Origin of the sequence: Nocardia sp. NPDC057353 (assembly GCF_042667085.1) — a bacterium.
Taxonomy (GTDB): domain Bacteria; phylum Actinomycetota; class Actinomycetes; order Mycobacteriales; family Mycobacteriaceae; genus Nocardia.
In genome coordinates, this window is sequence record NZ_JBHVAK010000027.1 from 38469 (window position 1) to 59064 (window position 20596).

Sequence of the window (20596 nt, forward strand, 5' to 3'; positions counted from 1 at the left end):
GCCGCTGGCTGGGGATGAAGCACATTGCTCCACAGCGGCCGACCCGGAGGCTTGCGGTCACCGCCCCGCCTGTCGGAGCCTGGTGCTTGGATGGCCTGATGCTGCACGCTCTGTGGTCGCCCGGCGCGGGCCTGCTGCTGTGGCGTGACGAGCGGCCGGGGACGGAACCGCCGGAACCGCTCGGCGGGCTGCTCGCCCGCGCCCGCTTCCGGCACCGCGCCGAGGCCATGCAGCCGACCGGCACCGTCGCCGAGGTGTCCGCGCACGCCCTCGCCCCCGCCGCGGCCGCCGAGGTGCTGCGGCAGCGGCTACCGGCGGAGTCCGTCGCCGGTGACCTGCGGTTCCTGGCGCACGTGGCGCACGGCATCGAGCGCTGGGTCCGCGCGGGCCGGGTGGTGCCGCAGCTGCGCCGCGCCGACGGGCAGTGGTGGGCCCGCTGGGAACTCGTCGGCGGCGCCGGGCAGCGCGCCTGGAGCGCCGAGCTCGCCGCGCTCATGCCGCCCGCGCTGCGGGTGCCGGGCAGGCCGACCGCGGTGCTGGACGACCTGCTCGCCGAGCTCACCGACCCGATCGCCCGCGCGCTGCTCGGCCGGGCGCCGCGCTCGGCGCACCCGCTGGTCGCCGGGTTGCGCGACGACGAGCCGGTGGAGCCGGGCGGCTACCGCCCGGCCGAGGTGCTCGAGCAGTGGCGCGCCGACCTGGAGACCGAGGAGTACGAGCTGGTGCTCCGGCTCGGCGAGCCGGACGGCGACGGCGGCGAGTTCACGCTCTGGCGGCTGGAGGTGTGTCTCCGCGGCACCGACGAGGCGCCGGAACCCGTCGCGCTGCACGGTGACCCGGTCCGGTTGCGGATGGGCGTCGAGAAGCTGGAGCGGGCGCGGGCCGCCTACCCGCGGCTGCGCGACCTGCCCGGCGACGACACCACGCTCGACCTGCTGCTGCCCACCGAGGTGGTGGCCGACCTGGTCGAGCACGGCGCCGCGGCGCTGCACGCGGCGGGCATCCGGCTGCTGCTGCCCCGCCCGTGGACCGTCACCGCCCCCACGCTCAAACTCCGGGTGACCAGCCCGCCCGCCGCGGAGAGCGCCGTCGGGCTGCCCGGCATCCTCTCCTACCGCTGGGAGCTCGCGCTCGGCGACATCGAGCTCACCGAGGCCGAGATGCGCAGGCTGATCACCGCCGAATCGGATCTGGTGCGGCTGCGCGGCGACTGGGTGCAGGCCGACCGCGCGGCGCTGAGCGCGGCCGCGCGCTACGTCGCGGCGCACCGGGGCGACGAGGCGACGCTGGCCGCGCTCTTCGCCGAGCTGGCCCGCGAGCGGGTCGACGGGGTGCCGATCACCGAGGTCACCGCCACCGGCTGGGCCGCCGAGCTCTTCGACCGGAGCACCGACACCGCCGAGCTGCCCGATCCGCCCGGTCTCACCGCCACCCTGCGCCCCTACCAGCGCCGCGGCCTGGCCTGGCTGGCCACCATGAGCAGGCTCGGGCTCGGCGCGATCCTCGCCGACGACATGGGGCTCGGCAAGACCGTGCAGTTCCTGGCGCTGCTCCTGCACGAGCGCGCCGCCGCCCCGACGCTGCTGGTCTGCCCCATGTCGGTGGTCGGCAACTGGCAGCGCGAGACCGAGCGCTTCGCTCCGGGGCTGCGGGTCCTGGTGCACCACGGCCCCGCCCGGCTCGCAGGCGCCGCGCTCGCCGCCGCCGCTGCCGAGGCCGACCTGGTGCTCACCACCTACGCCGTCCTCGCCCGCGACGCCGCCGACCTCGCCGCCTGCCACTGGGAGCGGCTGGTCCTGGACGAGGCCCAGCACGTGAAGAACGCCGCGACCAGGCAGGCGCGCGCCGCCCGCGCGGTGCCCGCCAGGCACCGGCTGGCGCTCACCGGCACCCCGATGGAGAACCGGCTGGAGGAGCTGCGCGCGCTGCTCGACACCGTCGTGCCCGGGCTGCTCGGCAGCGCCCAGGCCTTCCGGGCCCGGTTCGCGGTGCCGATCGAGCGCGAGGCCGACCAGAACGCGGTCACCCGGCTGCGCGCCGTCACCGGGCCGTTCGTGCTGCGCCGGGTCAAGACCGACCCGGCGGTCATCGACGACCTCCCGGAGAAGCTGGAGATGACGGTGCGCGCCAACCTCACCGCCGAGCAGGCCGCGCTCTACCAGGCGGTCCTGGACGACATGGTGGAGAAGCTGCGCTCCGCCGACGGCATGGCGCGGCGCGGCGCGGTGTTGGCCGCGCTCACCCGGCTGGCCCAGGTCTGCAACCACCCCGCGCACTTCCTCGGCGACGGCTCACCGGTGCTGCGCCGGGGGCGGCACCGCTCCGGGAAGCTGGCGCTGCTGGAGGACATCGTGGACGGTGTGCTCGGGGACGGGGAGAAGGCGCTGCTCTTCACCCGGTTCCGGGAGTTCGGCGAGCTGGTGGTCCCGTTCCTGGGCGAACGGTTCGGTGCCAAGGTCCCGTTCCTGCACGGCGGGGTCGCGCGCGGGGCGCGGGATGCCATGGTCGAGCGGTTCCAGAGCGCGGACGGGCCGCCGCTCATGGTGCTCTCGCTGGCCGCGGGCGGCACCGGGCTCACCCTCACCGCCGCCAACCACGTGGTGCACATGGACCGCTGGTGGAACCCGGCGGTGGAGAACCAGGCCACCGACCGGGCGTACCGGATCGGCCAGCGCCGCGCGGTGCAGGTGCGCAAGCTGGTCTGCGTGGACACGCTGGAGGAGCGGATCGACGACCTGATCGCGCACAAGCGGAAGCTCGCCGATCTCACGGTCGGGGTCGGGGAGAACTGGGTCACCGAGCTCGGCACCGACGAGCTCCGCGAGCTCTTCGCGCTCGGCGCCGAGGCGGTGGGGGAGTGAGCCGCGTGCGATCCGCTCCGCGCTGGGGCAGGGCACTGCTGGCGGCGATCGACCGGGTGGGGGAGCCAGGACGGCTGGCGCGGGGGCGGGCGGTGGTGCGCGGCGGGCAGGTATTGAGCTGGCGGGCCGAGCCGGGGGTTGTGGTCGGCGAGGTGCAGGGGAGCCAGCCGCGGCCGTTCACCGCGGCGCTGGTGGTGCGCCGCCTGCGCGAGGAGGAGCTGGAGCTGCTGGTCGAGGAGATCCGCGCGACCCCTGGCACGCTGGCCGAGGTGGTCGCGGGCGCACCGCCCGCGAGCCTGGAGCCGCTGCTCCTCCCGGACACCGCCGCCGACCTCGACTTCGACTGCACCTGCCCGGACTCCGCCCGCCCGTGCAGGCACGTCGCCGCCGTCTGCCACGTCTTCGCCGACCGCCTGGACGAGCACCCGCGCGACCTGCTCACCGTGCGCGGCGTCGACCCGGACACCCTCATCGGCGCCGTCGAGCGGGAACGCGAGAACGAAGACCCGGCCGCCGACCCCTACGGCGAGGGGCTGGAACTCCCGGCCCTCCCGCGCCCCGCCCCGCGCCCGGCCCTGAACGACCTGGACCCGGTGCTGCTCCGCCGCGCCCTGCGCAGCACCGCCGCGGACGAGGCGGTCGCCGCCGCGGGCTGGAAGGACCTGGCCGCGCTGTACCGCGCGCTGGAGGAGTGATGGACACCCGGCGCCGGGGCCGAAGACACACCGGGGCTCGTGGGCGGGGCCATCGGGTGTCGAGTGGGGGCCGGAACTTCCCGGCGTCGGGTGCCGTTCTCCAGTGTGATCCAGCTAACGGTCAGCCGGAAGGTTGCGGTGCTGCCCGCCCACTGCCCTACACCCGCCTCAGGCCGCGGCGTCGAACCGGTAGTCGCCCAGGTCGAAGTGCCCGGCCCGCCACGCCGCCTCCAGCGTGGTCGACGGCCGCAGCGGCACGTCCCCGTGCTTGTCGAAGTAGTAGCTGTTCGCGTTCGCGCAGCTGTCCTGCCAGAACACCTGCCCGTCCCGGCGCGACAGCATCTCCCGGAAGTACCGGTCGTTGGCCGCCTCGGTGACCTCCACCCTGGTGGCGCCGCGCTCCCGTGCGTGCTCCAGGCAGCGCAGGATGTGCTTGGTCTGGTTCTCGATCAGGGTGAAGTACGAGGCGCCGTTGTACCCGTACGGCCCGATCACGCAGAAGAAGTTGGGGAAGCCGGGAATGCTGACCCCCTCGTACGCCTGCAGCCGGTTCTCGTCCCACCACTGCTCCAGGTCGCGCCCGCCGACCCCGCGCAGGTCGAAGGTCGGCATGCTGCCCGCCTCCATCACCCGGAACCCGGTGGCCTGGATGAGCACGTCCACCTCGTGCTCCACCCCGGACGCGGTGCGCACCCCGGTCGGCGTGACCGCCGCGATCGGGTCGGTCTCCAGCGCGACGTTCGCCCGGTTGAAGGTGCTCAGGTAGTCGTTGGAGAAGCTGGGCCGCTTGCAGCCGAGCGCGTAGCGCGGGGTGAGCTTCGCGCGCAGCTCCGGGTCGCGCACCGAGCGGCGCAGGTGCGCGTGGCCGATCCGCTCCGCGGCCGCCGCGGTGGGCAGCGTGGCGTAGTAGTGCGCGGCCACCGGGAAGGTGAGCTCCACGTAGGTCTGGCTGGCCAGCCGGGTGAGCAGCTTGCCGCCCGGCAGCTTGAGCGCCAGCCGCAGCGGGCCGGGCAGCGGCGCGTCCGGCCGGGGCAGGCACCAGATCGGGGTGCGCTGGAAGACCGTGAGCCGCTCGACCTCGGGCGCGATGGCCGGGATGATCTGCACCGCCGAGGCCCCGGTGCCGATGATCGCGACCCGCTTGCCGCGCAGGTCCTGGTCGTGGTCCCAGCGCGCGGTGTGCATGGTGATCCCGGCGAAATCCGCGATCCCGGGGATCTCCGGGGGTTTGGGCCTGGTCAGCGCGCCGGTGGCGCCGACGAGGAAGCGCGCGGTCAGCTCCGCGCCGTCGCCGGTGCGCAGCCGCCAGCGGTTCGCGGCCTCGTCGAACTCGGCCCGCTCGATGGTGGTGCCGAAGCGCAGATGCCCGCGCAGTTCGTACTTGTCCACGCAGGATTCGGCGTACGCCTTGAGCTCCCGGCCCGGCGCGTACACCCGGGACCACTCGTCGCGCTGCTCGAAGGAGAACTGGTAGCTGAAGGACGGGATGTCCACCGCGACACCGGGGTAGGTGTTCCAGTGCCAGGTGCCGCCGACGCCGTCGGCCTCGTCGACGATCAGGAAGTCGTCGAACCCGGCCCGGCGCAGCTGGATTCCGGCGCCGATTCCGGAGAAGCCGGCGCCGACCACGATGATCTCGTAGTCGGCGGCGCTCACCGGACCAGCCGTTCCATCAGCCCGGCGGCGCGGGTGTACGCGGTCGGGATCAGCCGCTTGGTCGACCAGGCCAGCTTCGCCTCGACCTGCGGCACCACGTACAGCTCGCCGCCGTCCACGGCGTCCAGCGTGGTCCTGGCGATGGCCTCCGGCGGCCTGCCGGTCCAGCGCAGCAGCGGCCCGCCGACCTTCTCCGCGAAGCCGTCCAGCGGCGCCTCCGGGGTGAGGATATTGGTCTTGACCGCGGTCGGGCAGAGCACCGTGACGCTCACGCCGGTGCCGGAGAGCTCGGCCGCCAGCGTCTCGGAGAGCGCGAGCACCCCCGCCTTGCTGACGTTGTACGCCGACATCCGCGGCGCCGTGCCGAAGGCCGCCGCCGAGGCGACATTGACGATCGCGCCGCGCCCGGCCGCGCGCAGCCGCGGGGCGAAGACGTGGCAGCCGTAGATGACGCCCCAGAGGTTCACGTCCAGGGTGCGCTTCCAGTCGTCCAGGCTCACCTCGCCGACCAGCGGACCGCCCTGGCCGATGCCCGCGTTGTTGATGACCAGCGTGGGTGCGGTACCGAACCACTCCTCGGCCACCGTCGCCAGCCGCGCCACCTCGTCGGCGTCGCGCACGTCGCAGCGGGTCTCCAGCGCCTTGCCGCCCGCCTGCTCGACCAGGCCGACCGTCTCGGCTGCCCCGGCTTCATCGATGTCGGCGACGAGCACCCGCCCGCCGCGCCTGCCGAGCTCGACGGCGAAGGCCCGGCCGATGCCGCTGCCCGCGCCGGTCACCACCGCGTCGGCGTTCGCGGTCCGCCGGGGGCCGCCGAAGGGATTGAGCCGCATGACACTCCTCGGGAGTCGTGGGAGGGGGCCCAACTGGTGTCAGGCGACCCCATTGTCCGCACCTGCCACCAATAACACGTGGCCGGTGATACTTTGTCAACCGTGGCCGTACCTGTTCCCGCGCGCACCTGGGGTGGCCGCACGGCCGCCGAGCGCAGCGCCGAGCGGCGCGCCCGGCTGATCGATGCCGCGCTCGCGCTCTGGGCGGAGGGCGGCTGGGCGGCGGTGACCATGCGTGGCGTCTGTACCCGCACCGGGCTGAACGATCGCTATTTCTACGAACACTTCGCCGACCGCGACGAGCTGCTCGGCGCGGCCTGGGACGATGTCTGCGCCGAGGTCTTCGCCGACCTGGCCGACGCGGTCTCCGGGGACCGGCCGCCGCTGGAGATCCTGCGCGAGGCGGTGCGGCGGGCGGTTCGGTTCCAGGCCGACGACCACAGCAGGGCCCGCATCCTGCTCGCCGACCACGCGGGCAGCGCCGTGCTCGAGCAGCGCCGCAAACGCATGATCGGCGACGCCACCGACCTCATGATCGAGCTCTCCCGCCCCTACCTGCGCCCAGGCGTCGACGAGACCGACTTCCGGATCAGCACGCTGATCGGCATCGGCGGCTTCGTCGAGCTGCTCACCGCGTGGCGCACCGGCACCATCGATATGGACGCCGACCGGATCGCCGAGCACATCCACGAGGTCGGCGCGGTGCTCGGCGCCCGCTTCCTGCCGGTGCCCTGAGCCTCAGTCCGCGATCCGGTACACCCGGCGCGCGTTCCCGCCGAACACCGCCCGCAACTGCTCGGCATCGCACCCGGATTCGGCCAGGACCAGGGCGACCGCCTCGGCGCTTCCCGGGATCGTCGTGATCGGCTTGTCCACCGGGAAGTTGGAGCCCCAGATCAGCCGCTCCGCGCCGAAGACGCTGTGCGCGTGCGTGAGCAGCGGGCCGAAGCGGTCGACCAGTGCGTCCACCGGGGTCGTGGTGCCGCGCTTGGGCACCGGGTGGCCGAGCACCGGCATGCCGAGCCCGCTCACCTTGGCCACCACGTTCGGCAGCGCGGCCAGCGCCGCGGTGTCGTCGCGCCAGCGCAGCAGCAGGTCCCTGCGGGCGCCCGCGTCCGCGCCGGTGCGGCTGCCGAGTCTGCCGAAGATCCCCGCCGGGGTGCCGAGGTGGTTCAGCACGACCGGCACCTCCGGGTACCGCTGCGCGACCGCGGTGACCTGCGGGATCTGGTGCGAGTAGACCCAGGCCTCGAAGCCGAGGCCGCGCTCGGCGAGCGCCGCGAAGCCGTCCAGGAAGGCCGGGGTCGCCAGCGAGTCCGGTGCCGGGGTGAAGGAGCGGACGTCCGGGTCCGGGTGGTTGGCGACCATGGTGCGGATGCCGCGCAGCACCGGCGAGGCGGAGGCGTGCGCGTCGAGCAGGTCGGTGAAGCCGGGGGCGGCGGGGTCGGCCGAGCCGATCAGCGCGGCCAGCGCAGGGGTGTCGACGCCGAACGGCAGGCTCTGCACCCAGCGGGTCTCGTCCGCCTTGCCGAGCGGGGCACTCGCGTGCCAGTCCACCTCGATGTGCACGATCCCCGCCACCGGCAGCTCGCCCGCGTCGGCGCGGTAGTCGGCGGGCAGGTAGGGCTTGGTGTAGGCGGTGGGGTCGCCGACGAACTCCCGGTCCCGCTTCTTCGCCACCCGGACCGCGATGTCGATCGGCACCGGCAGGTACTTGAAGAGCTTGGCCAGCGAGCTGAAGTCGCGCGGGGTGCCCAGCGGGTCCCACTGGTGGATGTGCGCGTCGAGGACGCGGAAATCGCCGAGCTCGGTACCGGCCAGCCGCATGCCTGGTCTCCTGTCGTCGCGGTGCGCAGCGATTGTCACACGCACCGCGCCGTGGTTTGTGGCGTTCGGCCGGGTGTGCCGGGATGCGGACAGCGTCGTGCGCGTGGCGGCCGTCCAGCCCGGTTTCGGCTCGGCTCGAGCACAACCCGCGACTTCCGCGCCCGGACTCGCTGCAATGGCACGACGATCCCCGGACCCCGCGAGGTGAGCACCGTGCCGACCCGAACCCGCACCGGCGAACTGCCCGCCACCGGCGTGGCCGATCCGGCCTGCCTCATCGACCCGCGCGGCACCCGCTTCGCCTTCCGTCCCGAGCCGGAGCCGCCGCGCCCGCAGTTCGCGGGCGCGCCGCTGTTCGGGCTGGAGTGGTTGGCGCTCGGCGGACTGGGCTGAATCAGCCTGCCGCGGGCCCTTGAACCGCATGCGCGGACCTCCCTCCGGGAGAATCCAGGGCATGTCCTGGCAGATGCACGTCATAGCGGGTTTCGTCCGGCTCACCCGGCACCGCCGCTACGCCACCGCCGACAATGCCCGCGCCTACCTGGCCGAACCCAAGCGCCCGGCGCAGCCGCCCGCCGGGATCCAGGAGCGGCTGAGTACCAGGGAGGTCGAGGGCTTCCCGGTGCACACCGTCGAACCGGAGACGGCGAAAGGCCCGGGCAGCACCGTCTACCTGCACGGCGGTGGCTACGTCGGCGCCATCGCCACCCAGCACTGGGAGCTGGTGGCCGACATCGCCGCCGCCACCGGCCGCCCGGTGCACGTCCCGCGCTACGGCCTCGCCCCGCAGCACACCGCCCGCGACGCGCACGCCCTGCTCGCGGCGTTGCTGACCGAGCTCGACGGCCCGTACTACCTGGCCGGTGACTCGGCGGGTGCCGGCCTCGCCCTCGCCGCCGCGCTGAACGCCGAACCCATCGGCCTCACCCTCGTCGCCCCCTGGCTCGACATCGCGCTCACCAACCCGGAGATCCCCGCCCTGGAACGCCGCGACCCGTGGCTCTCCGCCGCCGGGCTGAAACTCTGCGGCGAGCTGTGGCGCGGTGACCTCGCCCCGGACGACCCGCTGGTCAGCCCGCTCTTCGGCGACCTCGCCGCGCTCCCGCCCACCCACCTCTACGTCGGCGGCCGCGATATCGCGCTCGCCGACTGCCGCCTGCTGCGCGACCGCGCCCCCGCCGTCACGCTGCACGAGGAGCCCGGCGCGGTCCACGACTACCCGCTGCTCCCGTTCGCCCCGGAGTGCCTGGCGGGCAGGCGCACCCTGCTGCGCAATATCGCCGCCGCGCTCGGCTGACCAGGAGGATAATCGTGCGGTGGGTCACATTCGGTGACCTACCGGCAATTACTTGGACGTCCAACTATAGGATGACCGCAGAACTCTCCGAGAGAACAGGAACAGGGCATGGTTCGCGAACTCACCCACTTCGTCGGAGGCCAGCACGTCGCCGGTACCTCCGGCAACTTCGCCGACGTCTTCGATCCGAACCTGGGGCAGGTGCAGGCCAGGGTCCCGCTGGCGACCAAGGCCGAGGTCGAGGCGGTCATCGCCAACGCCGAGGCGGCGCAGGCGGCATGGGCGGCCACCAACCCGCAGCGCCGCGCGCGCGTGCTGATGAAGTTCCTGACCCTGGTGCAGGACGAGATGGACAGCCTGGCCGCGCTGCTCAGCTCCGAGCACGGCAAGACCATCCCGGACGCCAAGGGCGACATCCAGCGCGGGCTCGAGGTCATCGAGTTCGCCGTCGGCATCCCGCACCTGCTCAAGGGCGAGTACACCGACAGCGCGGGCACCGGCATCGACGTCTACTCCATGCGCCAGCCGCTCGGCGTGGTCGCGGGCATCACGCCGTTCAACTTCCCGGCCATGATCCCGCTGTGGAAGGCGGGCCCGGCCATCGCCTGCGGCAACGCCTTCGTGCTCAAGCCCTCCGAGCGCGACCCGTCGGTGCCGCTGCGCCTCGCCGAGCTGTTCCTGGAGGCCGGGCTCCCGCCGGGCATCTTCAACGTGGTCAACGGCGACAAGGAGGCCGTCGACACGCTGCTGCACGACCCGCGGATCAAGGCGGTCGGCTTCGTCGGCTCCACCCCGATCGCGCAGTACATCTACGAGACCGCGACCGCCAACGGCAAGCGCGCGCAGTGCTTCGGCGGCGCCAAGAACCACGCGATCATCCTGCCCGACGCCGACCTCGACGACGTGGCCGACCAGCTGATCGGCGCGGGCTACGGCTCCGCGGGCGAGCGCTGCATGGCCATCTCGGTGGCGGTGCCGGTCGGCGAGGAGACCGCGGACCGCCTGCTGGAGAAGCTCACCGAGCGGGTGCACAAGCTCAATGTCGGCAAGTCCGACGACCCGGGCGCCGACTACGGGCCGCTGGTCGGCAAGGACGGCGTCGACCGGGTGAAGAAGTACATCGACATCGGCGTCGAGGAGGGCGCCGAGCTGGTGGTCGACGGCCGCGGGCTGGTCGTCGACGGCGCCGAGGACGGCTACTTCGTGGGCGCGACGCTCTTCGACCGGGTCACCTCCGAGATGCGCATCTACAAGGAGGAGATCTTCGGCCCCGTGCTGTCCGTGGTCCGCGCCAAGGACTACGAGGAGGGGCTGCGCCTCGCCAACGAGCACGAGTACGGCAACGGCGTCGCCATCTTCACCCGCGACGGCGACACCGCCCGCGACTTCGCCTCCCGCGTGCAGGTCGGCATGGTCGGCATCAACGTCCCGATCCCGGTGCCGATCGCCTACTACACCTTCGGCGGCTGGAAGCGCTCCGGCTTCGGCGACCTGAACCAGCACGGCCCGGACTCGATCCGCTTCTACACCAAGACCAAGACCGTCACCCAGCGCTGGCCCTCCGGCCTCAAGGAGAGCAACGCGTTCGTGATCCCGACGATGGAATGACCATGTTCGACCTGGACGAGGACGAGCGCGCGATCCGGGACACGGCTCGCGAGTTCGCCGACGAATTCCTCGCGCCGAACGCGCTGGACTGGGACGAGCGCAAGCACTTCCCGGTCGACATCCTGCGCAAGGCGGGCCCGCTCGGGCTCGGCGGCATCTACGTGCGCGAGGAGGTGGGCGGCTCGGGGCTGCGCAGGCTGGACGCGGTGCGGATCTTCGAGCAGCTCGCCACCGGCTGCCCGGCCATCGCGGCGTACATCTCCATCCACAACATGGCGACCTGGATGGTGGACCGCTACGGCACTGCCGAGCAGCACGAGCGCTGGCTGCCCGGGCTGACCTCGATGGAGCTGCTGGCCAGCTACGCACTGACCGAGCCCGGTGTCGGCTCGGACGCGGCGGCGCTGAGCACCAAGGCCGTGCGCGACGGCGACGACTACATCTTCAACGGCTCCAAGCAGTTCATCTCCGGCGCGGGCGCCACCGACGTCTACGTGGTGATGGCCCGCACCGGCGCGCCCGGCGCAGGCGGCATCTCGGCCTTCATCGTGCCTGCCGACACGCCGGGCATCTCCTTCGGCGCCAACGAGAAGAAGATGGGCTGGAACGCCCAGCCGACCAGGCAGGTCATCTTCGAGAACGCGCGGGTGCCCGCCGCCAACCTGCTCGGCAACGAGGGCGACGGCTTCCGGATCGCCATGAACGGGCTGAACGGCGGGCGGATCAATATCGCCGCCTGCTCGGTCGGCGGGGCCCAGGCCGCGCTCGACAAGACCGTGCCCTACCTGGCCGAGCGCCAGGCCTTCGGCAAGCCGCTGCTGAAGAACCAGGCGCTGCAGTTCGACCTCGCCGACATGCGCACCGACCTGGAGGCCGCCCGCACCCTGCTCTGGCGGGCCGCCGCCGCACTGGACGCGGACGCCACCGACAAGGTGGAGTTGTGCGCGATGGCCAAGCGGTTCGCCACCGATGCCGGGTTCGAGGTTGCGAACAAGGCGCTGCAGCTGCACGGTGGCTACGGCTACCTGGCCGAGTACGGAGTCGAGAAGATCGTGCGCGACCTGCGCGTGCACCAGATTCTCGAGGGCACCAACGAGATCATGCGGGTGGTCGTCGCCCGCGCGGTGGTAGGAGCGGCATGAGCGAGTCAGGCCCGGAGGCGGGAGCGAAGCGTAGCCACGGAGGGCCCTCGCTCATGCCGAATGGACACGGCATGAGCGACGGCTGGCCCGCGCTCACGCCGGGAAGGGCGGAGCATGACCGGAACGACTGAGCCGGAGGTCCTGATCGAGCAGCGGGACGGCCTCGGGCTGATCACGCTGAATCGGCCGAAGGCCATCAACGCGCTGAACCACGAGATGGCGCTCGCCATCACCGAGGCGCTGCGGGCGTGGGCCACCGACGACGCGGTGCGCACCGTGGTCGTCACCGGGGCGGGGGAGCGCGGGCTCTGCGCGGGCGGCGATATCGTCGCCATCCACTCCGACGCCAAGGAGCTGGGCGGCGCGACCGGCGCCGCCGCGGCGGACTCCGCCACCGGCCGGTTCTGGCGCGACGAGTACATCCTGAACGCGCTGATCGGCGACTATCCCAAGCCGTACGTCGTGGTCATGGACGGCATCGTGATGGGCGGCGGCGTCGGGCTCTCCGGCCACGGCAGCCACCGCATCGTCACCGAGCGCTCCAAGATCGGTATGCCGGAGGTCGGGATCGGCTTCATCCCCGACGTCGGCGGCACCTACCTGCTCTCCCGGGCACCGGGCGAGATCGGCGCGCACGTCGCGCTCACCACCGCGCGGATGACCGCGGGCGACGCCATCGCCACCGGCTTCGCCGACTACTACGTGCCATCGGAGCAGATCCCGGCCCTGCTGGACACCCTGCGCACCGAGAGCGCGGACGACGCCATCGCCAAGTACGCGACGGCGGCACCGGAATCGGCACTGGCCGCGCAGCGCTCCTGGATCGACGCCGCCTACAGCGCGGACACGGTCGAGGAGATCGTCGCCCGGCTGCAGGCTCATGACGCGCCGGAGGCGAAGGCCGCCGCCGCGGACATCCTCGGCAAGTCGCCGGTCGCGCTCAAGGTCACCCTGCGCTCCCTGCGGCACGCCCGCGAACTGTCCACCCTGGAGGCGGTCCTGAACGAGGAGTACCGCGTCTCCATCGCCTCGCTCGCCTCGCACGACCTGGTCGAGGGCATCCGCGCGCAGGTCGTCGATAAGGACCGCAATCCGCAATGGCAGCCGGCCACCCTGGCCGAGGTCACCGACGGGCTGGTGGCGGAGTACTTCGCCGAACTCGGCGACCGGGAGCTCGGGCTCACCACATCGGAGGACGAACAGTGAAGATCGGATTCCTCGGCCTCGGGCACATGGGTGCGCCGATGGCCGCCAACCTGGTGAAGGCCGGGCACGACGTGCTCGCCTTCGACCCGGTGCCCGCCGCCCAGGAGCAGGCCCGCCAGGACGGCGCCACCGTCGTGGCGACCGCCGTCGAGGCGGTGGCCGGGCGCGAGGTGGTCATCACCATGCTGCCCAACGGCAAGCTGGTGCTCGACGTCTACGCCGAGATCCTGCCCGCCGCCGAGCCGGACACCCTCTTCATCGACTGCTCCACCATCGACGTCGCGGACGCCAAGACCGCCGCCGAGCGCGCGGTCGCCGCCGGGCACCGGGCCCTGGACGCCCCGGTCTCCGGCGGCGTCGCCGGTGCCGCAGCGGGCACGCTGACCTTCATGGTCGGCGGCGCCGAGGCGGACTTCGCGGCCGGGCTCCCGGTCCTCGAGGTCATGGGCGGCAAGGTCGTGCACTGCGGCGGCGCCGGCGTCGGTCAGGCCGCCAAGATCTGCAACAACATGCTGCTCGGGGTCTCCATGGTGGCGCTCTCCGAGGCGCTGGTCCTCGGCGAGAAGCTGGGGCTGAGCCACCAGTCGTTCTACGACGTGGTCTCCACCGCCTCCGGCCAGAGCTGGTCGCTCACCACCTACTGCCCGGTGCCCGGCCCGGTGCCGACCAGCCCCGCGAACAACGACTACAAGCCCGGCTTCGCCACCGCGCTCATGACCAAGGACCTCGGCCTCGCCGCGAACGCGCTGCGCGACAACGGGGTCGACGGGCAGCTCGGCGCGCTCGCCGCCGAGATCTACACCCGCTTCAACCAGACCGATGCGGCGCGGGACTTCTCGGCTATCGTCACCGACATCCGTGACCGCTCGAACCAGGAGGCCCCCGAGTGACCGATTTCGAGACGATCCTGCTGGAGCGCAAGGGCACCGCGGAGACCGGTGTCGTCGGCTGGATCACGCTGAATCGGCCCAAGGCGTTGAACGCGCTGAACGCGCAGGTGCTGGACGACGTTCTCGCCGCGCTGGACGAGCTGGAGCGCGACGACGAGGTCGGCGCCATCGTCATCACCGGGTCGGAGAAGGCCTTCGCGGCCGGCGCCGACATCAAGGAGATGCAACCCAAGTCGTACATGGACATGTTCCTGGACGACTACTTCGCCAAGTGGGAGCGGCTCGCGCAGTTCCGCAAGCCGACCATCGCCGCGGTCGCCGGCTACGCGCTCGGCGGCGGCTGCGAGCTCGCCATGATCTGCGACATCCTGCTCGCCGCCGACACCGCCAAGTTCGGGCAGCCGGAGATCAAGCTCGGCGTCATCCCCGGCATCGGCGGGTCGCAGCGGCTGACCAGGGCCATCGGCAAGGCCAAGGCCATGGACCTGGTGCTCACCGGCCGGAATATGGGCGCCGAGGAGGCCGAGCGGGCCGGGCTGGTGGCCCGGGTCGTCCCGGCCGCCGAGCTGCTCGACACCGCGCTGGAGGCGGCGCAGGCCATCGCCTCCATGTCGCTGCCGGTCGCCATGATCGCCAAGGAGTCGGTGAACCGGTCCTTCGAGACCACGCTCGCCGAGGGGCTGCGGTTCGAGCGGCGGGTCTTCCACTCGCTGTTCGCGCTGGAGGATCAGAAGGAAGGCATGGCCGCCTTCGCCGAGAAGCGGGCGCCGAAGTTCGTCAACCGCTGAGCTTTTCGCGGTTCGCGTGCCCCGGTCCAGGTTCGGGCCGGGGCACGCGGCGTTTCAGCCGGGGGTGGTGGTCGGCAGGTCCGCCACCTCGACGGTGGCGGGCGGCGCCGCCGGTGCGGGGGCGTCCCGGTCGAAGATCAGCAGCCCGGCGACGGTGGCGCCGAGCACAACGGTGACACCGGCCGCGGCCAGCACCGCACGCCGGCTACCGCGGTGCTCCGGCCCCGACTGCCTGGCCGCCTCCCTGGCGGCCGCCGCCTTGGCGGGCAGCGCCGCCAGCGCCGCCCCGACCCGCCTGCGCCGCATCCGCACCTCACCGCCCCGGTGCCCCGCCGCGACCAGCACCGCCCCGCGCGCCGAAACGTACTCCGGCTCCGGGTCGTAGATCACCGGCAGGTCCACCAGCCCGGCCAGCTCCGCCCGCAACTCCGGGTTGCGCGCACACCCACCGAGCAGCACCAGCGCGTGCGGCGGCTCCTCGGCATCGTCCACCAGCCGGTGCACCAGCGTCGCCGAGCGCCGCACGCTCTGCGAACACAGCTCGGCCAGGTCACTGCGGGTGATGACGGCGCGCCCGCCGGTGTCCGGGTCGCTGGCGGTGACCACCCTGGCCCGGCTCAGCGCCTCGCGGTGCTGCCGCACGGCGTCCGCGCCGGGCAGCACGCCGTCGTGCGCGAGCCGCTGCTGCAGCAGTGCGTCGTACCGGTCGCCGCTCACCCCGGCGCTGTACAGGCTCTCGAGTACCGTCTCGGTGCTGGTCTCGGCGTGCGTCAGGGTCAGCCCCGAGCTGCCGAGGTCGAAGAGCAGCACCGGCCCCTCATCGCTCACCTGCCCGGAGAACCGCAGGTAGCGCAGCTGGGCCAGCGGCTCGTCCACGATGGTGAGCCGCTCGGTACCCGCCGCGGCGCGCACGGTGTCGGCGTGCGGGGCGCAGCGGCAGGTGACCGCCGTCCCGGTGATCAGCTCGTCGCGCGCGCTCGCGGCCGCCCGCATCAGCCGCACGGCTTCGAAGACGGCCTCCTCGACATTGTCCGGCGTACCCGGCACGTGACAGCGGTCGATCGGCGGCAGATGTGGCTGATCCGAATGCGTCAGTACCGCTCGGGCGCCTCCGGCACCCGCCGATACCCCCAGCACCAGCACCATGCCGTTCATGGTGAACCCTTTCCGGCACGGTGCCAAGCTCGGGCCGGTATCGGTTCGCTCCCGGCGCGCGTCAGTCCGTGCTGCGAACCCGATCGCGCGCCGGAGCCCAGTGCGCCGGGTCCTCACCCGCATCGAAGTCACCCGCTGCCCGCCGGAACTCCGCGAGTAGCTCGAGCAGCGTCTGCACCCGCTCCGGCGCCAGTCCGGGCAGCGCGAAGACATTGCTGTTCAGCGCCTCGGTGGCCGCCGCGACCAGCGCGCGCCCCGGCTCGGTGATCTCGATCAGAATGGCCCTGCGATCGCTCGGATGCGGCACCCGGAGCACCAGCCCCGCCGCCTCCAGCCGGTCCACGGTATTGGTGACGCTGGTCGGGTGCACCTGCAACCGCTCGCTCGCCTTCGCCATCGGCACCGCCCCCGTGCGGCTGAAGCTGAGCAACTGGAGCAGCTCGTACCGGGAGAAGGTCAGCCCACTCGGCTTGAGCGCCTCGTCCACCCGCGCCATCACGATCTGCTGCGCCCTGACCAGCGACGTCACCGCCGCCATCCCGTCCGCGACCTCCCCCCAGCCGTGCGCCGTCCACTGGCGGTGCGCCTCCGCGATGGGATCCTGCGGCAGCGGGCGTGGGCGGGACATGGGGAGATCATATCGGCGCCCCCTTCGAATCACCCTGAGTGCAACCGTATTCCCGGATCGGGGCATCGCGCAGGATCTATCCCAGTCACGCGGGCGTGGCTGAGTGGCTTAGGCGACGGTCTGCAAAGCCGTCTACGCGGGTTCGATTCCCGCCGCTCGCTCTTTCTACCGGCAGGGCGCTTCCCGCGCCCTGCCGTTCAGCCCTGATCGTCCGACGAGCAGATCTTCCAGGTGCCGTCTTCCTTCTTCAGGTGCTCCTCGGTGTCGGTATCGGTGTCCGGGCTCGAACCAGGCAGCGTCAACGTCATCTGCCCGGAGACCGTCGCGGTCGCCCGATCCCCGGTGATCACCACATCGGTGACCTCCTCGATCACCACCGACACCTGCGTCTCGTCGAACTCGCTCTTCTGCTCCGCGCTCAACGCGTCGAACTCTGCCCGCTCCGCGGCGCACGCCGTCGCGGCCGCCGCCGCGAACCCCTCCTCGCCGAGGAGCTCGTAGAAGTCGCGGATCGCCACCTCGATCTGCTTCTCGTCCGAGGCGAGCGGGGTCTTCCCCTGCGCGGTGAGCACTATGCCCGCGGTGATGCCGCCCGCTACGACGAGGAAAAGAACGACCAGGCCGATGATCAGCCCGGTCCGGCTCTTCCTGGGGCGAGGTTGACCGGGCCCCGCCGGGTAGCCGGGCTGCTGCCCGTAGCCCGGCTGTCCCCACTGCTGCTGCCCATAGCCGGGCGGATTGCCCGGCTGCTGCCCATAGCCCGGCTGCTGCCCGTACCCGGGCGGCACATTTCCAGGACTCTGCCCGTATCCAGGCTGCTGATACCCAGGGCTTTGCCCGTAACCGCCCTGCCCCTGCCCGTACTCCGGCTGCTGCCCATACCCGCCCCCAGGCGAATAACCGGGCCCCTGTGCCCCCCACCCCTGATTCGGATCCGGCTGCGATCCATACGGTGGATAGCTCATAGCGTCCTCCAACCCGGCTGTCCCCGCAGCCTACGGCAGCCCCACCCGTTCCGCCCTGCACCCAACTGTTGTCAGTTCGACCACGCCAGAGCCAGCTCGGTCAGCGGTGAAGGGTCGGTCGCGGCGAGGTAGCGATAACTCTGCGGAGGCTGAAACGCGGAGTGCGCGCGGAGTTGCCCCAGGGTCAATGGGCTCGGCAACGAATGAGGTGCAATCACCGAGATCGCGGTGGCTTGCTCGGTCCCTTCGAAATAGTCGGTGAACTCTGCGTGGCTCAGGCCTATGTGGTGCCGGTGTCGCCGCCAGATAGCGGAGGGGCTGGCCGTGTCTCGATCGGCCAGGGTGGCTACTCCGACTACTGCCATAACGGGCGAGCTCGCGTACAGAACCAGCAGTGTGCCGGAAGGAGCGGACACCCGTGTTCGGCGAAGTTCGACTGTCTTGCTGCCATCGAGGATCGCTTCTGCGAATCTGGGCCGAAGCGACAGCAGCAGCGGACGTAGTTCGAGCGGACTTCCCCCGGCGGCAACCTGTCCTGCTGTCATGCCGCCATACTCTAAGGCATGCGAACGTGTGTTCGAAAGAGTGTGGTCGAGGATCGCTGGGGTCATGCGGTACCGGCTTCGTAGAGGGCGGCAAAGAGGGCCGCCGATATGCGATTCGGACCGTAGAAAGTTTTCGGGCCTCCGTGTATTTCGCGGAGTGCTCTGTATTCGCTTGCCGAGATCGGTCGTTCGAATAGTTCGGTGTCCGAGAACTGCAGTACTTGTAGATATGGCTTCCCGTTGGCCAGTTGAATCAATGCGGTAAGATCGAGCACCCCGTATCGCTCGAACAACTCATGTAATCTTTCGGGAGTGTCGACCGCAAGGGCATCCAGAGTGGATGTGCCGATTATTTCTGCAGTACCTGATTTGCTCTGGCTGACCCTCCATATGACGCGCGCCGGTGCTGTGAATTTCTTGTCGGCGGCTCGGTAGTACACCTGTTCTCGACCAAGTGATAGTTCCGGCCGTCGAGTGGTGAGCTGCAAGGGATAGCCCAGCAATTCGCTACTCCAGCGTGGCTGGATTGGGACGATGAAGTGCGGGAGGGTGCTGTCGACGAGTTTCGCGGGCCAATAGGAGCGCTCAATTCCTGAAGCTGCCTGTGCCGACATGCCGGGTCGAAGAAGCGGCCCCGACGGTGCGCCGACCAGCTGACGTGCTTCGATAGATGCTTGCTCGACCTGGTAGCTGCTACCGCAAACGGGCAGGACCCAAGCATAATGCCGGTCATTTTGTTCGTGAAAAGCATCGTAGGTCATCGCGCGCGCAAGCACTTTCCCTACGTGTTGATCAGATACTTCGATGGCCCGGGCGCCGTGTTGTCTGGCATCCTGGCGCAGCAGCCATAGCAACTGTCGGGCGATAGTCTCCGATAGTGGATGTTGAGCAATCCTCAGCAATGGTACACGAAGTACTTTGCCATCGAGGTTGCTCGCAAAGCATGCGATCGGCGCTTCGTCATGAGCCTTGATAAGCCACCGAGCGACGTTTTTGCGCGCCAGCCTTCGTAACAGCTCGCGGAGCTGAGTTCGTTGCTCACCCGTGTGTTTCCCGAGGAATCCCAACAGTTTATGCTCGTCATCGGCAGTGGCGCGGAACTGGTCGAAATCGCTGCCTTGCAAACGGGCCGGTTGATATGCCCACGCTTGGGCAACTTCATCGAGATGCGTGACGAGATTGTCGGGGTTCAGCACGCGAAAAGATCGGAGGTTCGGCACGAGCGTTCGGATTCGTCGAAAGCGCTGGATCATCGCTTCGTCCCAGGTCAATAGGACACCGATGCCGGCCGCCGCCGTTTCGGCGATCTGCCACAGATCGCCTTCATCTTGAACAGACATGCCCTCACCGGAAGCGACTGACATCAGTTGTTCGAACAACGACTCTGCCGCATGCGGAGCAGCTTCGCGGTGGGGGTAGCGGCGCGCCGCTGTCTCGATCGGTCGCCGCTTCTCCGGCGAGTGACGTGCAAGTTCCCGGTTGACGCCCTCGGTGACCACCAAGCGGAGACGACCGTGCAGATGGTCAGCGAGAAGCACCTGAGACCGCTGAGCACCGGTTGTCCACTGCCGGGTGTGCAGGTCCATGAGAATGTTCAGGTCGAGAGCCACTTCGAGCGTCTCGGGCTCATCGATCAATGTCTTCTCGTCGGTGAGCAGACTCAGCAGATCCGGGTGCCCGTGATCCAGCCACCACACAGTCATCGGGCTGCGGTCCCTGCCACGGCCGACGGCCGTGCCACGAGCTTCGAAGCCGAGTGCTCGCCACATCGCCCCGAGGAGGTAGTCGTCGCGGCATTTCGCTCTGATCCCCAGCCGCGATCGATGATCGTGCCGGATGCGCGTGATCAACGCATGTGCAACTCCTACCTTCCGCGCTTCTGAGTCCACGCAAAGATGCGACAGTACGACCTGGTTGTTCCTCGGCAGTCGGAAGAGGGCATAGCCAACCACTTGCCCGTTGACCAGCGCGGCGAGCAGGCTGCTGCGGTAGGCAGCCTCTTCGAAGGCGCCGACAGGCATCATCCCCAGTGTGCCGCTGTACCGCTTGGCCAACTTCGTGATCTGTTCGAGTTCCGGAGCCTTCGGCACAACCTCGACGATCTCGGTCTCCCCCATAGCGTGAGTACATTACCGGCCAAGCGATTGGCGCAGAGAAGATTTCGCTCGATTCGGTGACCCGACGAGGGGCCGTCTGCGTGTCTGGAGGGTCTCGATCATGTTCACCGCTGCCAGCGCGAGGCCGGATTACACGGATCCATACTTGCGGTGCGAGCCCACAGGAAGCCGATGCGTCGGGCACCAAGAGCTAGCGACCAGCTGTGGCTACCCCGGCGAACTCGATGAGCTCGGTTCGTCGACAGCTCGCTGGAATGACGGAGGCCCCGATCACGAGAGATCGGGGCCTTCGAACTGTGCCCTCGGCAGGATTCGAACCTGCGGCCTTCTGCTCCGGAGGCAGACGCTCTATCCCCTGAGCTACGAGGGCGGGATAGCGGGAT

Annotated in this window: 18 protein-coding genes and 2 tRNA genes; 11 read left to right on the top strand and 9 right to left on the bottom strand. The window is 70.7% G+C overall.

Translation table 11 applies throughout. From position 1 onward, the window contains the following. Window positions 1–98: 98 nt before the first annotated feature. Both ACFUUZ_RS16295 and ACFUUZ_RS16300 read left to right on the top strand, forming a co-directional pair. On the top strand, window positions 99–2861 hold the full coding sequence (locus tag ACFUUZ_RS16295) for a DEAD/DEAH box helicase (protein ID WP_378696833.1): 2763 nt from the start codon (window positions 99–101) through the stop codon (window positions 2859–2861). Between the two features lie 5 nt (window positions 2862–2866). Continuing rightward, window positions 2867–3556 carry an SWIM zinc finger family protein gene (locus ACFUUZ_RS16300; RefSeq protein WP_378696836.1) on the top strand — a complete coding sequence of 230 codons (690 nt, stop codon included), beginning with the start codon at window positions 2867–2869 and terminating at the stop codon, window positions 3554–3556. A gap of 168 nt (window positions 3557–3724) precedes the next feature. Here ACFUUZ_RS16300 and ACFUUZ_RS16305 read toward each other — a convergent pair whose 3' ends face one another. Both ACFUUZ_RS16305 and ACFUUZ_RS16310 read right to left on the bottom strand, forming a co-directional pair. Continuing rightward, a complete protein-coding gene (locus tag ACFUUZ_RS16305; protein ID WP_378696838.1) occupies window positions 3725–5212 on the bottom strand; it encodes a flavin-containing monooxygenase in 1488 nt (495 codons plus the stop codon). Next, entirely contained in the window at window positions 5209–6045 is an 837-nt protein-coding gene (locus ACFUUZ_RS16310; protein WP_378696840.1) for an SDR family NAD(P)-dependent oxidoreductase, read from the bottom strand. The genes ACFUUZ_RS16305 and ACFUUZ_RS16310 overlap by 4 nt, the downstream gene beginning before the upstream one ends. A 102-nt stretch (window positions 6046–6147) precedes the next feature. Here ACFUUZ_RS16310 and ACFUUZ_RS16315 point away from each other — a divergent pair, with 102 nt between their 5' ends. Further along, window positions 6148–6780, top strand: coding sequence for a TetR/AcrR family transcriptional regulator (locus ACFUUZ_RS16315; protein WP_378696842.1), 633 nt, complete (start codon window positions 6148–6150; stop codon window positions 6778–6780). Between the two features lie 3 nt (window positions 6781–6783). Here the strand turns inward: ACFUUZ_RS16315 and ACFUUZ_RS16320 are convergent, their stop codons facing one another. Continuing rightward, entirely contained in the window at window positions 6784–7872 is a 1089-nt protein-coding gene (locus ACFUUZ_RS16320) for an amidohydrolase family protein (protein WP_378696844.1), read from the bottom strand. A gap of 213 nt (window positions 7873–8085) precedes the next feature. Here ACFUUZ_RS16320 and ACFUUZ_RS16325 point away from each other — a divergent pair, with 213 nt between their 5' ends. From ACFUUZ_RS16325 to ACFUUZ_RS16355, 7 genes are all read left to right on the top strand, one after another. After that, window positions 8086–8265 carry a hypothetical protein gene (locus tag ACFUUZ_RS16325; protein ID WP_378696846.1) on the top strand — a complete coding sequence of 60 codons (180 nt, stop codon included), beginning with the start codon at window positions 8086–8088 and terminating at the stop codon, window positions 8263–8265. A gap of 61 nt (window positions 8266–8326) precedes the next feature. After that, window positions 8327–9169: an alpha/beta hydrolase fold domain-containing protein gene (locus ACFUUZ_RS16330; protein WP_378696848.1), complete on the top strand. Its 843-nt coding sequence runs from the start codon at window positions 8327–8329 to the stop codon at window positions 9167–9169. Window positions 9170–9277: 108 nt separating this feature from the next. Continuing rightward, window positions 9278–10777 carry a CoA-acylating methylmalonate-semialdehyde dehydrogenase gene (locus ACFUUZ_RS16335; protein WP_378696850.1) on the top strand — a complete coding sequence of 500 codons (1500 nt, stop codon included), beginning with the start codon at window positions 9278–9280 and terminating at the stop codon, window positions 10775–10777. Window positions 10778–10779: 2 nt separating this feature from the next. Then, entirely contained in the window at window positions 10780–11919 is a 1140-nt protein-coding gene (locus ACFUUZ_RS16340; RefSeq protein WP_378696914.1) for an acyl-CoA dehydrogenase family protein, read from the top strand. Between the two features lie 114 nt (window positions 11920–12033). Further along, a complete protein-coding gene (locus ACFUUZ_RS16345) occupies window positions 12034–13125 on the top strand; it encodes an enoyl-CoA hydratase/isomerase family protein (protein WP_378696852.1) in 1092 nt (363 codons plus the stop codon). After that, entirely contained in the window at window positions 13122–14015 is an 894-nt protein-coding gene (gene mmsB / locus ACFUUZ_RS16350; RefSeq protein WP_378696854.1) for a 3-hydroxyisobutyrate dehydrogenase, read from the top strand. Before ACFUUZ_RS16345 ends, mmsB begins: the two co-directional genes overlap by 4 nt. Next, window positions 14012–14803, top strand: coding sequence for an enoyl-CoA hydratase (locus ACFUUZ_RS16355; protein ID WP_378696856.1), 792 nt, complete (start codon window positions 14012–14014; stop codon window positions 14801–14803). Before mmsB ends, ACFUUZ_RS16355 begins: the two co-directional genes overlap by 4 nt. Before the next feature lie 54 nt (window positions 14804–14857). Here the strand turns inward: ACFUUZ_RS16355 and ACFUUZ_RS16360 are convergent, their stop codons facing one another. Beyond that, a complete protein-coding gene (locus tag ACFUUZ_RS16360; RefSeq protein WP_378696858.1) occupies window positions 14858–15850 on the bottom strand; it encodes a hypothetical protein in 993 nt (330 codons plus the stop codon). A gap of 169 nt (window positions 15851–16019) precedes the next feature. After that, window positions 16020–16586 carry a MarR family winged helix-turn-helix transcriptional regulator gene (locus ACFUUZ_RS16365; protein WP_378696860.1) on the bottom strand — a complete coding sequence of 189 codons (567 nt, stop codon included), beginning with the start codon at window positions 16584–16586 and terminating at the stop codon, window positions 16020–16022. Window positions 16587–16675: 89 nt separating this feature from the next. Between ACFUUZ_RS16365 and ACFUUZ_RS16370 the strand changes: the two genes are divergently transcribed. Beyond that, window positions 16676–16747 (top strand) — tRNA-Cys (locus ACFUUZ_RS16370). A gap of 36 nt (window positions 16748–16783) precedes the next feature. Here the strand turns inward: ACFUUZ_RS16370 and ACFUUZ_RS16375 are convergent. The 4 genes from ACFUUZ_RS16375 to ACFUUZ_RS16390 form a co-directional block, all read right to left on the bottom strand. Next, window positions 16784–17374, bottom strand: coding sequence for a hypothetical protein (locus tag ACFUUZ_RS16375; protein ID WP_378696862.1), 591 nt, complete (start codon window positions 17372–17374; stop codon window positions 16784–16786). Between the two features lie 248 nt (window positions 17375–17622). Continuing rightward, complete coding sequence (locus tag ACFUUZ_RS16380) at window positions 17623–18096, bottom strand: hypothetical protein (protein ID WP_378696864.1); 474 nt, start codon at window positions 18094–18096, stop codon at window positions 17623–17625. A 62-nt stretch (window positions 18097–18158) separates the two neighbouring features. Continuing rightward, on the bottom strand, window positions 18159–20213 hold the full coding sequence (locus ACFUUZ_RS16385; RefSeq protein ID WP_378696866.1) for a GNAT family N-acetyltransferase: 2055 nt from the start codon (window positions 20211–20213) through the stop codon (window positions 18159–18161). Between the two features lie 297 nt (window positions 20214–20510). Next, window positions 20511–20583 (bottom strand) — tRNA-Arg (locus tag ACFUUZ_RS16390). Window positions 20584–20596: the final 13 nt, after the last annotated feature.

Coding starts and splice junctions, on each gene's coding strand:
- ACFUUZ_RS16295 (WP_378696833.1), top strand. CDS start 99: ATGCTGCACGCTCTGTGGTCGCCCGGCGCGGGCCTGCTGCTGTGGCGT.
- ACFUUZ_RS16310 (WP_378696840.1), bottom strand. CDS start 6,045: ATGCGGCTCAATCCCTTCGGCGGCCCCCGGCGGACCGCGAACGCCGAC.
- ACFUUZ_RS16320 (WP_378696844.1), bottom strand. CDS start 7,872: ATGCGGCTGGCCGGTACCGAGCTCGGCGATTTCCGCGTCCTCGACGCG.
- ACFUUZ_RS16330 (WP_378696848.1), top strand. CDS start 8,327: ATGTCCTGGCAGATGCACGTCATAGCGGGTTTCGTCCGGCTCACCCGG.
- ACFUUZ_RS16335 (WP_378696850.1), top strand. CDS start 9,278: ATGGTTCGCGAACTCACCCACTTCGTCGGAGGCCAGCACGTCGCCGGT.
- ACFUUZ_RS16340 (WP_378696914.1), top strand. CDS start 10,780: ATGTTCGACCTGGACGAGGACGAGCGCGCGATCCGGGACACGGCTCGC.
- ACFUUZ_RS16345 (WP_378696852.1), top strand. CDS start 12,034: ATGACCGGAACGACTGAGCCGGAGGTCCTGATCGAGCAGCGGGACGGC.
- ACFUUZ_RS16365 (WP_378696860.1), bottom strand. CDS start 16,586: ATGTCCCGCCCACGCCCGCTGCCGCAGGATCCCATCGCGGAGGCGCAC.
- ACFUUZ_RS16380 (WP_378696864.1), bottom strand. CDS start 18,096: ATGACAGCAGGACAGGTTGCCGCCGGGGGAAGTCCGCTCGAACTACGT.
- ACFUUZ_RS16385 (WP_378696866.1), bottom strand. CDS start 20,213: ATGGGGGAGACCGAGATCGTCGAGGTTGTGCCGAAGGCTCCGGAACTC.